Origin of the sequence: Duganella phyllosphaerae (genome assembly GCF_001758785.1) — a bacterium.
GTDB lineage: Bacteria > Pseudomonadota > Gammaproteobacteria > Burkholderiales > Burkholderiaceae_D > Rugamonas > Rugamonas phyllosphaerae.
In genome coordinates, this window is the sequence record NZ_LROM01000076.1 from 1 (window position 1) to 12,839 (window position 12,839).

General features: G+C 64.8%; 11 protein-coding genes and 1 tRNA gene. 8 read left to right on the plus strand and 4 right to left on the minus strand.

All coding sequences use genetic code 11. The features are described 5' to 3' along the window. Positions 1-106: 106 nt before the first annotated feature. Positions 107-934: a PA3715 family protein gene (locus DUPY_RS09880; RefSeq protein ID WP_141749494.1), complete on the minus strand. Its 828-nt coding sequence runs from the start codon at positions 932-934 to the stop codon at positions 107-109. Positions 935-1,074: 140 nt separating this feature from the next. On the opposite strand from DUPY_RS09880, the gene DUPY_RS09885 reads away from it, so the two are divergent. Then, positions 1,075-1,159 (plus strand) — tRNA-Leu (locus tag DUPY_RS09885). Between the two features lie 52 nt (positions 1,160-1,211). Here the strand turns inward: DUPY_RS09885 and DUPY_RS09890 are convergent. Next, positions 1,212-2,060, minus strand: coding sequence for an SDR family oxidoreductase (locus tag DUPY_RS09890; RefSeq protein ID WP_070247668.1), 849 nt, complete (start codon positions 2,058-2,060; stop codon positions 1,212-1,214). Positions 2,061-2,217: 157 nt separating this feature from the next. On the opposite strand from DUPY_RS09890, the gene DUPY_RS09895 reads away from it, so the two are divergent. From DUPY_RS09895 to DUPY_RS09920, 6 genes are all read left to right on the plus strand, one after another. Continuing rightward, entirely contained in the window at positions 2,218-2,634 is a 417-nt protein-coding gene (locus DUPY_RS09895) for a winged helix-turn-helix transcriptional regulator (protein WP_070247669.1), read from the plus strand. A gap of 7 nt (positions 2,635-2,641) precedes the next feature. Continuing rightward, positions 2,642-4,849, plus strand: a complete 2,208-nt coding sequence (locus DUPY_RS09900) for an ATP-binding protein (protein ID WP_070247670.1) — start codon at positions 2,642-2,644, stop codon at positions 4,847-4,849. A gap of 75 nt (positions 4,850-4,924) precedes the next feature. Beyond that, positions 4,925-5,095, plus strand: a complete 171-nt coding sequence (locus DUPY_RS28370; protein ID WP_167359060.1) for a hypothetical protein — start codon at positions 4,925-4,927, stop codon at positions 5,093-5,095. A gap of 57 nt (positions 5,096-5,152) precedes the next feature. Beyond that, positions 5,153-5,719 carry a phasin family protein gene (locus DUPY_RS09910; RefSeq protein WP_070247672.1) on the plus strand — a complete coding sequence of 189 codons (567 nt, stop codon included), beginning with the start codon at positions 5,153-5,155 and terminating at the stop codon, positions 5,717-5,719. 243 nt (positions 5,720-5,962) lie between these two features. Continuing rightward, the gene (locus DUPY_RS09915) at positions 5,963-7,615 is read left to right on the plus strand and encodes a VRR-NUC domain-containing protein (RefSeq protein ID WP_070247673.1); all 1,653 of its coding nucleotides are present in this window, start codon (positions 5,963-5,965) and stop codon (positions 7,613-7,615) included. Between the two features lies 1 nt (position 7,616). Next, positions 7,617-9,971, plus strand: coding sequence for an ATP-dependent DNA helicase (locus tag DUPY_RS09920; RefSeq protein ID WP_070247674.1), 2,355 nt, complete (start codon positions 7,617-7,619; stop codon positions 9,969-9,971). A gap of 9 nt (positions 9,972-9,980) precedes the next feature. On the opposite strand, the gene DUPY_RS09925 is transcribed toward DUPY_RS09920, so the two are convergent. Then, the gene (locus DUPY_RS09925) at positions 9,981-10,559 is read right to left on the minus strand and encodes a TetR/AcrR family transcriptional regulator (RefSeq protein ID WP_070247675.1); all 579 of its coding nucleotides are present in this window, start codon (positions 10,557-10,559) and stop codon (positions 9,981-9,983) included. A 146-nt stretch (positions 10,560-10,705) separates the two neighbouring features. On the opposite strand from DUPY_RS09925, the gene DUPY_RS09930 reads away from it, so the two are divergent. Further along, entirely contained in the window at positions 10,706-12,262 is a 1,557-nt protein-coding gene (locus DUPY_RS09930) for a methyl-accepting chemotaxis protein (RefSeq protein ID WP_070247676.1), read from the plus strand. A gap of 15 nt (positions 12,263-12,277) precedes the next feature. On the opposite strand, the gene DUPY_RS28630 is transcribed toward DUPY_RS09930, so the two are convergent. Further along, on the minus strand, positions 12,278-12,839 hold a 562-nt coding region (locus tag DUPY_RS28630), incomplete at its 5' end, for a hypothetical protein (RefSeq protein ID WP_208600027.1).

The following is a 12,839-nucleotide window of genomic DNA, read 5'->3' on the forward strand; positions in this document are numbered from 1 at the left end:
TGCCGCAAGGTGTGGGGGTTCGAGTCCCTCCGTGGGCACCACAAAATTCCGCAAAAAAGCCGCAGTCTTTTAACCGAGTCTGCGGCTTTTTTCATGGCCGCACCGCTTACTCTTCCAACGAGTGCAGCAACAGCCACCAGGGCTTTTGTTTAATCGGCCGGTACTGCTGCCCATCGAAGCGCAGCACCGCGCGCTCGGCGCTCGCCTTGCCGACGATATCCTTGCCCGGCTCGCTACGCACGATGCGCGCATTCACCAGCAAATCCGCGTAGCCATGACTGACCGCCTTGTCGATGGCGATCGCCAGCTTGGCTTCGTCATAGATCAGCGTGGGCGACGAACCGCCGAAGCACCCTTCCCGCGCCTCGGACCGCGACATCGCCACCCCCTGCAACACCGGCAACAAGAACTGACCGCGCGGGACGAACAGGGTCAGCTCATCTTTCCAGATTCCGTCAGGGCAACTGGCGCCGCGCGCGCTGCTGGTAAAGCGGATGCCGAAAGCGCGCACCGCTGGCGCCAACTGGTAAGGCGCGCTGTCGATGACGATGCTGTTGGGGCCGAAGGCAGTGGCGGCATCCTCGCCCACGCTGTTGCCGTACCGGGCCAGCACGCGGTTGGTGGCGGCATCCACGGTGGCCACCACCAGGTGCTTGCCGTCCTCGACTTCAGTTTCAAAGACCAGGGCCGCCAGCAGCACCTTGCGGTCGTGCGGCCACACCTCGCAGGTGGCGGACACCAGGTCGCCGATCCTGACGCCATCCTGACCATCGGGCTGACCGGCTTCGCCGACTTCCACCGTGGTCTTGACTGACGCCACCACTGCGGCGGCACACTGCTCGGCGGCGGCAGCGTGGTTAACAACGACGGCGAGCTGCAGCAGCAGCGCGCCCATCAACACGCGCGGCGCGCGGGAATATAAAAGCTTCATCATGATCCATGGTGACAGTGAAGCCAGCATCTTCCCACGTTCACAAAAACTTCGGGCGCATGCTTGACGGCGCGCGCAGTGTCCCGTATAGTTCTGGCCTCTGATGCAGAACACGCAGCAGAGAGCAGCAAAGCAGTAACAGTGCCCACGTGGCGGAATTGGTAGACGCGCATGGTTCAGGTCCATGTGCCGCAAGGTGTGGGGGTTCGAGTCCCTCCGTGGGCACCACAAAATTCCGCAAAAAAGCCGCATTCCTTATAAGGGTTTGCGGCTTTTTTCATTACAGCGACGCTTTTACCGCATCGGCCAGCGACTGCGTCGGACGACCGATCAGTTTGCCCAGGGTGCCGCTGTCGTCGAACAGCGCGCCCTTGGAGGCGGCGAAGTCCGAGTTGGCCAGCATGTCGGCAATGATCGGCGGCAGGCCGACGGTCACCAGCAGTTCGCGGTACTCGTGCTGGCCCAGGTTGTGGTACGGCAGGGCGCGGCCGGCCTGCTTGCCCGTCTCTGCGGCCAGTTCACTCAGGGTAAATGCGGTATCCCCCGCCAGTTCATAGACCTGCGCCACTGGCTGGCCGCTGGCCAGCACCACGGCGGCAGCTTGCGCGTAGTCGTCGCGTGCTGCGGCCGCGACCTTGCCGTCCGAGGCAGCGCCGCTCAGCGCGCCGTGTTCGAGTGCGCCCTTGAGACCGGCCGTGTAATTTTCCAGGTACCAGCCGTTGCGCAGCAAGGTGTAGGTCAGGCCCGAGGCGCGGATCGCCTCTTCCGTTTCGCGGTGTTCGCCAGCCAGGCCCAGCAGGCTGGTGTCGGCGTGCAGCACGCTGGTATAGGCCAGCAGCGCGGCACTGGCGCGCACGGCGGCGTCGATCACATTCTGGTGCTGGGCAACGCGGTTGCCGATGTCATTGGACGAAATCAGCAAGACCTTGTCGGCGCCCGCAAAGGCGGTATCGAGCGACGCCGGATCGTTGTAGTCGGCCTGGCGCACGTGCACGCCCAGTGCCTGCAGGTCGGCAGCCTTGGCCGGATCGCGCACAACGGCCACGATCTGCCCGGACGGCGTGGTTTTCAGCAGGTGGGTAATCACGAGGCGGCCCAGTTGGCCGGTAGCACCAGTAATGACGATCATGTTGTTTCCTTTTTTTCTTTGTTACGGTATGTGCCAGCGTAAAGCCGCACGGTTAGGTTTGTCTTAAGGGACGCGACATGGCCTCATACTAAACGCTGTACTTACTTTTTGTAAGTACGTACAATTTGGTAAGTACACCTCTTGCTTTGGACAGACCATGACCGACCAAAAATCGCTGCGCGCGGCCCTGCGCGAAAGCCAGTTGCAAACGCATTTGCAAGCGCGCGTGCTGGTGGCCGAGTGCCCGTCACGCGCCGTGCTCGGCCATATCACCAGCCGCTGGGGCACGCTGGTATTGATCGTGCTGCTCGAGCGCACCCACCGCTTCAGCGAGTTACGGCGGGGGATCGGCGGCGTGAGCGAGAAGATGCTGGCGCAGACACTCGACGCCCTGGCCGACGACGGCCTGGTGTTACGCGTGGCGCAGCAGGCGGTGCCGCCGCACGTCGAATATAGCTTGACCAAGCTGGGCCGCGAGGCGGCCACGCGGCTGGAAATACTGGTGAACTGGATCGAGACCAATTACCCCCGGATCGAAGCAGCCCAGCGGGCGGCCGCCACCGAGGCGGCGTGAGAACCTGATGCCGACGCCCCCCTCTTCCCTCGGCACGCCGCACACGATACTGCTTGCCACCAGCTCGGCGTACGACCACGCCAGCCTGGCGCAGACGCTGGCGCGCCATGGCTACCATGTGCATGCCGTCAGCCGCGGCGATGAGGCACTGGCGGCCGCGCGCAGCGGCGACGTGGCGCTGGCCATCGTCGATGTGGCGCTGGCAGGCAGCGCCAGCCTGGAGCTGTGCCAGATGGTGCGCCAGCTGTGCGGACCAGGCGTACCGCTATACCTGCTCTCTACCGCGCCCAATGCCGAAGAGCACGCGCGCGCGTTCCACATCGGCGCCACCGACTACCTGCCGCTGTCGATGGAGGCCGACGACCTGGCCGACAAAATCCTGGTGCGCCTGAACGTGATGCTGCCGGCGCCGGCCACGCGCGCGCTGCCCACCATGGCCACGCTGGAAGTCAATTACCACACCATGCTGGCGGGCTCGCCCGACACCATCTTGTTGATGCAGCGCGGCAGCAACTTGCTGCTCGACGTCAACCGCCGCGCGCGCCAGCATTTCGGCCTGACCGAAGCGGAACTGGTGCAGACCCGCCTGCCGTCTCTGTGCCCGCCGCTGCAGCCCGATGGCCGTGCGTCGACCGAGGTGTTCGCCGAACAGGTGGACGCCGTGATGGCCGGCGCCACGCAAATGGTGGCGCTGACCATGCGCCACAGCACCGGCCGCCTGATCGATTGCGAGCTGCGCATGGTGCCGCTCAATTCCGGCGACCACCGGCTGATGCACGTGCGGGTGGTCGATGTGACTGCGCGCAACCGCGCGGCAGCGCTACGCAACGGCAAGAACAAGCTGCTGGAAATGATCGCCCGCTCGGCCCCGCAGGGCGAGACGCTGGAACGGCTGATGCAGCTGATCGAGTCGCAGTCGGCGGACGTGCTCTGCACCGTGATGCTGCTGGGGCCGGACGGGCGCACGGTGGCGGCGGCAAGCGGCCCCAGCATGCCAAGCGCCTATCTCGACGCGCTGGTCGGCCTGCCCATCGGCCCCGCAGCCGGCTCGTGCGGCACGGCCATGCACCGCCGCGCCACCGTGATCGTGGCCGATATCGACAATGACCCGCTGTGGGCGCCCTACCGCGCCGCGGCCTCACGCTACGGGCTGCGCGCCTGCTGGTCGATCCCCATCATGCAGGACAGCAGCACCGTGATCGGCTCGTTCGCCATGTACTACCGCAGCGTGCGCGCGCCCGATGCCGAGGAACTGGCCCTGATCGGCGCCGCCGCGCATCTGGCCGGCATTGCCATCACGCGTACCCGGCGCGAGGAAGAATTGCTGCGCCACCGCGAGCACCTGGAAGAGCTGGTTGCGGCGCGCACCTTGGAGCTAATGCGATCTAAAGACCAGGCCGAGCAAGTCAACGAGGAACTGACGGCGGCGCTGGAAAACCTCAGCCTGACCCAGGACGAGCTGGTGCGCCGAGACAAGCTGGCGGCGCTGGGCGCGCTGGTGGCTGGCGTGGCGCACGAACTGAATACGCCGATCGGCAACAGCCTGGTGATGGCCAGCACCATGAGCGAACGCACGGCCGAACTGCGGCGCGAGCTGGAAGGCGGACTGCGCCGTTCGGTGCTGGAAACCTATCTCGACCAGGCCGCCAGCGCCGACCAGGTGGTGCTGCGCAACCTGAACCGGGCGGCGGCGCTGGTAGCCAGCTTCCGCCGCATCGCGATCGATGGCGCGCAGTCGCAGCGCAGCCGTTTCCGGCTGGGCGAACAGGTGGGCGAGCTATTGCACGCGCTGGAAGCCGACTTGCGCCGGCAAGGCGTCACCCTGGAGCAGGAGCTCGACCAATCACTTGAGCTCGACAGCTACCCCGCCCCGCTGCTGCAGGCGCTGCGGCAGCTGATCGACAACGCCGTGGTGCACGGATTCGGCAGCGGCAAAGACGGCAGGACCGGCACCCTGCGCGTGGCCGCCCACGACAGCGGTGAGGAGGTTGTGATCGACGTCATCGACGACGGCATCGGCATCGCCGGCGGCAACCTGCCGCGCATCTACGATCCGTTCTTCACCACCCGCATGGGCGCCGGTGGTTCGGGGCTGGGCCTGTACGTCACCCACAACATCGTCACCGGCGTGCTGGGCGGCCATATCGACGTCGCCAGCAAGGCGGGCCTGGGCACGCGGTTCACCCTGCGTCTGCCAAAAAGCGCACCACTTTGAGGGCGCAGCGATTTGCTGTACTCTTGCGCCATGTCTAAACACTTTCTTCGTGTCATAACATTATTGTCGTTTACTATGTCCAGTGGGCAACTTCAGGCTGGGCCGGCGCACTACTGGCAATGGCAAAGCATCGTCGATGCCAAGGTGCTCACTTGCTCGCCCACGCAACTGGGGCCGGGCTGGAAAAAGTTCCGTGGTCCGTTCCGCGACAGCCGCTGCGAAAAACTGGCCATCGTCATCAAATAAATAACAACATGGGGACCACCCCGGAGCATCAGCCCATCATTCACATGAGGAGACCGTATGTTCACCAATCCCGAGCAGTTTGCCAACGCAACCAAAGCCCTGTTTGAATTTCAACTGGAAACCTTCAACACCCTGACCGCGCGCGCGGTGCAAGGCGTGGAGCAAGTCGTCGCCCTGAATATGGCCACCGCCAAGTCGCATATGGCCGACGGCCTGGCCACCGGCAAGGAAATGAGCCAGGCTGCCGATCCCAAGGCAGCGATGAGCCTGGCCGCCGCCAAGGTGCAGCCAGGTGTGGCAGGTGCTACCGCCTACAACCAGCAACTGGGCGCCATCATCGCCGACATCCGCGAAGAGTTCACGCGCGCCGCCGACGCCCACATGGCCGAAGCCAAGACCAACCTCAGCGCGCTGATCTACGACGTCACCAAGAACGTCCGTCCCGGTTCGGAAAACGCCGTGCAGATCGTCAAATCGGCGATCGACAATGCCTTCAGCGGCTACGAGCAGGTGACCAAGGCCACCAAGCAGGCGGTGCAGTCGGTCGAAGAGCAGATCGCCAAGGCCAATGCGCTGGTCGAGCAGAAGGCAGCCGAAGCGGCCAAGGCTGCGGAACCTAAGTAGCAGCCTGCCGCTCCGTCATCCTCGCGGACGCGGGGATCCATAGCACCGGTGACCCGTGTTTCCTGTCTTCGATGCTGAGACGAAGCAAATGTTCCATGGATTCCCGCGTTCGCGGGAATGACGGAGAGGACGTCGCGGATCCTGGTTGACCAGGACTGCCGCAAGAATTTCTCTGGGCATCCACCTCGGAAAGCGATACACTGTACATAAATACAGCCATCGCCCTTCCCTGCCGTGCCCGCAATGAACACAGTTTTCGCCAATCCGCTCGACAATCCTTTCTACTACCTGGAGAATTTTCACCGGGTACTGGCGTGGATAGGCGAACGCTACGACGACCTGCTCACGGCCGACGAGCGCGACTTCCTGCATCACTTTCCCACCCTGCCACAGTCTTCGCGCGCGCTCTTGGTGCGCATGGTCATGCGCAAAGGCACGGTCTTTCGCGCCAGTAAGCTCAGCTACGCCGAAATCGGCGACACCCACGCGGCCGCCCTGCCCCTGGCCGCGCTGGGCCTGATCGAACACGATCCCCAGCTCGACCTCGACCAATTGTTCGAGCTGCTGCAAAAGCCCGAGATCGGCAAGATATTCCAGCTCGGCGCCAACGTGCGCCACCTGCGCAAGGCCGATCAGCTGGCGGCGCTGCGCGAACAGTTTGCAACGCCGCAACCGTATTCGCAGTGGTGGCAGAACTCCGGCGACCAAGCCTACCGCAACCTGGTGCAAGACCTGTGCGACCGCCTGCGCCTGATTTTCTTTGGTAACTTCCACCAGGACTGGACCGAGTTCGTGCTGTCGGACCTCGGCATTTTCCAGTACGAGAAAGTGGACTTTCCACCGGCAGCGCGCGGCTTTCGCACGCGCCGCGACATCGACGACTTCCTGGCCCTGCACCGCTGCCGCGAACGCTTCGAGCTTGGTGAAGACCCGGCCGCCATCATCGCCGACCTGCCCGCCTGCGCCGACGATAACGAATGGCTGCTCAGCCGCCGTCACAAGCTCACCTTTGCCATCGGCCAGCACCTGGAAAAGCTGCGCGACTGGCCGGCCGCGCACGCCGTGTACGCAGGGTGTCCGTATCCTGGCGCGCGCGCCCGCGCCATCCGCGTGCTGGAAAAAGACGAGCAGCCGCGCGCCGCCTTCGACCTGCTGCAGCAGGCCATGGCTGCGCCCGAAACCGAAGCCGAACGCCAGCAACTGCTGCGCATGGCGCCACGGCTGGCCCGCAAGCTCGGTCACGCCAAGCCGCCGCCGGTGCCACCGGCCAGGCCGCTGCGCATCGACCTCAGCCTGCCGCTGCCCACCGAGCACCATTACGTGGAATTCGTCGTGCGCGACCACCTGGCGCGCGAAGACGCACCGGTGTACTACGTGGAAAATTCGCTGATCAATTCGCTGTTCGGGCTGCTGTGCTGGGAAGCCGTGTTCTGCCCGGTGCCGGGCGCTTTTTTCCACCCGTACCACCGCGCTCCGGCCGACCTGCACAGCGCCGACTTCCAGCGCCGCCGCGCCGCCCAGTTTGCCGCCTGCTTCGCCCAGCTCGACAGCGGCGACTACCGCGCCACCATCCGCGCCAACCACGGCGCCAAGCGCGGCATCCAGTCGCCGTTCCTGCACTGGCAGGCGCTCAGCGACGATTTGCTCGACCTGGCGCTCGAGTGCATCCCGCCGGTGCACCTGCGCCGCGCTTTCGAGCGCATTCTGCAAGACATCAAGGCCAACCGCACCGGCTTTCCCGACCTGATCCAGTTCTGGCCCGCCGAGCGGCGCTACACCATGATCGAAGTGAAAGGGCCGGGCGACCGCCTGCAGGACAACCAGCTGCGCTGGATCGATTACTGCGCCACGCACGAAATGCCGGTGGCCGTGTGCTATTTGCAGTGGGCGGCCTGACGTGGAAACTGCCGGCACCTACACCATCGCTGTGCGCGCACTGTGCGAGTTCACCGCCAAGGAGGGCGACCTCGACCTGCGCTTCACGCCCTCGCCCACCGCGCAGGAAGGCATCGCCGGCCACGCGGTAGTCGCCGCGCGCCGCGCCGATGGCTACGAGACCGAGATCGCGCTGTCGGGCGACTTCGGCCCCTTGCACGTGCGCGGCCGCGCCGACGGCTACGACCCGCGCACCAACCGCCTGGAAGAGGTCAAGACCTATCGCGGCGACCTGACCAGGATGGCCGCCAACCAGCGCCAGCTGCACTGGGCGCAAGTGAAAATCTACGGCTACCTGTTTTGCAGCAATCGCGGGCTCAACACCATCAAGCTCGCTCTCGTGTATTTCGACATCGCCAGCCAGAAGGAAACCCGTTTGCAGGAAGAGTTCAGCGCGCTCGACTTGCAGGAATACTTCCAGCAGCAATGCGGCCGGTTCCTCGACTGGGCCCGGCAGGAACTGGCGCACCGCGCCGCGCGCGACGAGCAATTGAAGGCGATGCAGTTCCCGCATCCAGATTTCCGCCCCGGCCAGCGCCAGCTGGCCGAAGCCATGTACAAGGCCAGCAACCGGCGCGTGTGCCTGCTGGCGCAGGCGCCCACTGGCATCGGCAAGACCGTGGGCAGCCTGTTCCCGATGTTGAAAGGCGCGTGCGCGCACGGCGTGGACAAGGTGTTCTTCCTGGCCGCCAAAACCTCGGGCCGGCAAATGGCGCTCGACGCGGTGGACGTGATCCGCCACGGCGCCCCGCTGCTGCCGCTGCGCACGCTGGAGCTGGCCTCGAAATCCACCGCCTGCGTCAACCCGGACAAGGCCTGCCACGGCGATTCGTGCCCGCTGGCCAAGGGGTTTTACGACCGCCTGCCGGCCGCGCGCCAGTCCGCGCTCGATATCACCAGGCCGCCGGCCGACGGCTCGGCGTTTTTATCGCTCGACCGCGAAACCCTGCGCGCAGTCGCGCTGGCGCACGACGTCTGCCCGTACTACCTGGGCACCGAGCTGGCGCGCTGGTGCGACGTGGTGATCGGCGACTATAACTATTATTTCGACCTGAGCGCCATGCTGCACAGCCTGACGGTGCTCAACGACTGGAAGGTCAGCGTGCTGGTGGACGAGGCCCACAACATGGTCTCGCGCGCGCGCAAGATGTACTCGGCCGAGCTGGAACACGCCAGCTTGCGCCTGCTGCGCAAGACCGCGCCGCCCGAACTGAAAAAACCGCTCGACCGCGTGCACAAGCTGTGGAACCAGCTCGAAAAAGAGCAGGACATCGATTACAAGTCGTACGCCACCCTGCCCGAAAAATTCATGATCGCGCTGCAAACCACGGCTGCCGCCATTTCCGACTACATGGCTGAACATCCCACCCACCACGATCCCGAACTGCAGGAATTCTATTTCGGCGCGCTGCTGTTCGGGCGCCTGGGCGAATCGTTCGGCGACCATGCGCTGTTCGACATCGAAAAGGCCGAGGGCGCGCGCGCCAGCCACGCCGATTCGCTGCTGTGCATCCGCAATATCGTGCCGGCGCCGTTTTTAAAACCGCGCTTCGACAGCACCCATACCACGGCGCTGTTCTCGGCCACGCTCAGCCCCTGGAATTATTTCGGCGACATGCTGGGCATGCCCGAATCCACCGCCTGGGTGGACGTCGAGTCGCCGTTCGTGGCCGAGCAGTTGTCGGTGCAGGTGGCGTCGCATATTTCCACGCGCTACCAGCATCGCCAGCGGTCGTTGCAGCCGATCGCCGCGCTCATCGGCGAGCAGTACCTGCGCCAGCCGGGCAACTACCTGGCCTTCTTCAGCAGTTTCGACTACATGACCAAGGCTGCGGACAAGTTTCAACAACTGCACCCCGACGTCCCCACCTGGCGCCAGTCGCGCCGCATGGACGAGGCCGAGCGCGCCCAGTTCCTGGCGCGCTTCACGCTCGAGAGCCGCGGTATCGGCTTTGCGGTACTGGGCGGCTCGTTCGGCGAAGGCGTGGACTTGCCCGGCGCGCGCCTGATCGGTGCCTTTGTCGCCACCCTGGGCCTGCCGCAAATCAATCCCGTCAACGAACAGATCCGCCTGCGCATGGACGCCATCTTCGGCGCCGGCTACGACTACACCTACACCTATCCCGGCATGCAGAAAGTGGTGCAGGCAGCAGGCCGCGTGATCCGCACCCAATCCGACCAGGGCACCGTGTTCCTGATCGACGACCGCTTCGGCCGCCCCGAGATCCAGGCGCTGATGCCGGCGTGGTGGCGTATCGATACGGCGGCAGTACCGGTGATGCCGACGATGCCGACGATGCCGACGATACCGGCGTGATACCGCGCCTTATTTAGCAGCTGCCTCGGCAAACTGCCGGCGCACCATCGACGTCATCGCTTCGCGCATCTGGGTGCGTTCGGTTTCGCTGAACTGGCGGATGTTGAGCATTTCCAGCATGACCATGCCGTCGAGCGCGGCCCAGATCGACAGGGCCAGGCCGGCGCTGCCGGCCACCTGCGCCAGGTCGCCCGAGCCGCGCTCGTACATGCGCTTGACCGGCGCCAGCAGCGACGGAAAGGTGGTGGCGGCCGCCAGCAGATTGGCCATCAAGGCCTTTTGCTGGGCGCCGATGGCGAACGCGTAATCGATGCGCGCCATCAGGAAATTCTCCAGCGCCAGCGCCGGATCGGTCTGCTGATCGTCGGCGCAATACTCGTCCACCTGGTCGGTCATGCGGTCCACCACGGCATGCAGCAGCGCTTCCTTGGTCTTGAAATGGTAAATCAAACCGCCCTTGGTGACGCCCGCACGGGCCGCCACGCCTTCGAGCGTCATACCGTTGACGCTGCTCTCGGTAATCATTTGCAGGGCGGCATCGAGCAGCGCAGTGCGGCTGCTGCTGCGGGGGCATGGCGTGGGAATCATCTCTAACTTTCGGCAACATCGACAGGACGTATTTTACCTCTCCCGTCAATCCGTAGAAACCGGCATAACTACGACATAAAAAGCAACAAGACTTTCAAAATAGAACTGATGTACTATACGTACAGTACAGTTAATGAAGGTTAATAATGAAATTTAGTTTAAAGCAGCGCCTGGTGGCCGGTTTCGCCCTGGTAACCGTGTTGCTGGCCATGGTAGCGGCCGCCGGCCTGTATGGCATGCACCAGCTGAACCGGAATATCGACCAGATCCTCGACTACAACAATCCGAAAATGAAACTGGCTGGGGACCTGCGCGCATCGATCCTGGACCGCGCCATCGCTGCGCGCAACGTCGCCATGTTCACCGATCCGCGCGAGATGGGCATCGAAGTGGAACGCATCCGGAAACAGGAACGCGAGTACCAGAAGAGTTATGCCGAGCTCGGTGAGCTGCTCGACAACGAGCAGGCCACCAGCGCCGAAGAAAAGCAGCTGTTCGCCAACATGAAAACACTCGAGGCTGCCGTCCTGCCCCACTTCCAGCGCCTGATCCAGCTGGGCCTCGACAACCAGGTCGAGGAAGCGGCGCGCCTGATCATGCATGACCTGCGCCCTTCCCAGCGCGCATGGATCGCGGGAGCGACCGCGCTGATGGCCGTCGAAACCCGCATCAACGAGGAAGCCGGCGCAGCCGCAGACGCCAGCAACGACGCCGCCCGCAACACCATCCTGGTGCTGGCACTGGTGGCGCTGGCAGCCAGCGTGGCGGTAGCATTCGGCATCATCCGCAGCATCCTGGCACAGCTCGGCGGCGACCCGACCGAAGCGCAGCTGGTGGCGCGCCAGATCGCCGCCGGCAACCTGGCCATGCCGGTGGTCAGCCAGCACGGCGGCGACGACAGCCTGATGGCGTCGCTGGAGGCCATGCGCGCGCAGCTGAACCTGATGGTGGTGGAAATCAAGGGATCGGCCAACCTGATTGCCTCGGCCGCCGCCGAAATCGCCGATGGCAATCACGACCTGTCGCAACGCACCGAGGAACAGGCGTCGTCGCTCGAGGAAACCGCGTCGAGCATGGAGGAAATGACTTCGACCATCCGCAACAACAGCGACAACGCGGTGCAAGGGCGCGCCGTGGCCGACAGCGCCGCCACCGTGGCCGGCACCGGCCTGGCCGTGGTGGACCGCGTGGTCGACACCATGCGGCAGATCGCCCAGGGCTCGTCGCAGATGACCGACATCATCACCACCATCGAAGGCATCGCCTTCCAGACCAATATCCTGGCGCTGAACGCCGCCGTGGAAGCGGCGCGCGCCGGCGAACAGGGGCGCGGCTTTGCCGTGGTGGCCACCGAAGTGCGCAACCTGGCCCAGCGCAGCGCGCTGTCGGCACAGGAAATCCGCACCCTGATCATGACTTCGGTCGGCCATATCGGCGTCGGTGAGCAGGCCGTGCACGAGGCTGGCGACACCATGACCGCCATTGTCGGCTCGGTGGAACGGGTGCGCGACATCATGGGCGAGATCGTCAACGCCTCGCGGGAGCAATCAGCCGGAATCGAGCAGATCAATACGGCGATTACCGAGATGGACCAGGTTACCCAGCAAAACGCGGCGCTGGTGGAAGAGGCATCGGCTGGCGCCCAATCGCTGGCCGAACTGGCGCAGCAACTGCGCGGCACGGTGGCGCGCTTTCAGCTGTAGGGCGGGCGTACCGCGTCAGAACCGTCTTGGGCACGACGACATCCGGGGCTGGCCGAAGCTGGCATGGCCTGACCCGGCACTGGCATTGGCGGAAATACTGGCCTTGTCCGGATAGTAGAGACAGTACTCGCCGAACGCGGTGACGATGCGGTAGATACGCTTGGGATCGTTGGGGGCGCTGAACAGTTCTATCTGCGCCGCCTCGAACCATTTCGGCTTGACCGCCGCACGGGCTTCGGCAAAGCCGCGCTCGAGGCGCGCCTGCGCCGTATCGGGCGGGGCGGTCACGAATTTGCGCTCACCGGCGCGCAGCTCACGGTCGATGGCGCCGACGGCCTTGAGCATCTGCTCCCTCAGGTCGGCCGGCAGCACGGCTGGCGCTGGCTGCACTGCCAGCGGATCGACGTAGGGCGCCTGCCCCGTTGGCGCGGCAGGCGCAGCGGCCGCGGGGCCGGTGGCCGGCGCAGTGGCAGTGGCTGTGGCTGTGGCTGTGGCTGTGGCAGTGGTAGTGGTAGTGGTAGTGGTAGTGGTAGTGGTAGTGGTAGTGGTAGCGGCAGCATCGGGAACTGACGCTGGG

Bases quoted from the DNA above. Each gene is read 5' to 3' on its own strand.
- DUPY_RS09930 (WP_070247676.1), top strand. From the start codon at position 10,706: ATGAAATTTAGTTTAAAGCAGCGCCTGGTGGCCGGTTTCGCCCTGGTA.
- DUPY_RS09880 (WP_141749494.1), bottom strand. From the start codon at position 934: ATGATGAAGCTTTTATATTCCCGCGCGCCGCGCGTGTTGATGGGCGCG.
- DUPY_RS09910 (WP_070247672.1), top strand. From the start codon at position 5,153: ATGTTCACCAATCCCGAGCAGTTTGCCAACGCAACCAAAGCCCTGTTT.
- DUPY_RS28370 (WP_167359060.1), top strand. From the start codon at position 4,925: ATGTCCAGTGGGCAACTTCAGGCTGGGCCGGCGCACTACTGGCAATGG.
- DUPY_RS09895 (WP_070247669.1), top strand. From the start codon at position 2,218: ATGACCGACCAAAAATCGCTGCGCGCGGCCCTGCGCGAAAGCCAGTTG.
- DUPY_RS09900 (WP_070247670.1), top strand. From the start codon at position 2,642: ATGCCGACGCCCCCCTCTTCCCTCGGCACGCCGCACACGATACTGCTT.
- DUPY_RS09890 (WP_070247668.1), bottom strand. From the start codon at position 2,060: ATGATCGTCATTACTGGTGCTACCGGCCAACTGGGCCGCCTCGTGATT.
- DUPY_RS09915 (WP_070247673.1), top strand. From the start codon at position 5,963: ATGAACACAGTTTTCGCCAATCCGCTCGACAATCCTTTCTACTACCTG.
- DUPY_RS09925 (WP_070247675.1), bottom strand. From the start codon at position 10,559: ATGATTCCCACGCCATGCCCCCGCAGCAGCAGCCGCACTGCGCTGCTC.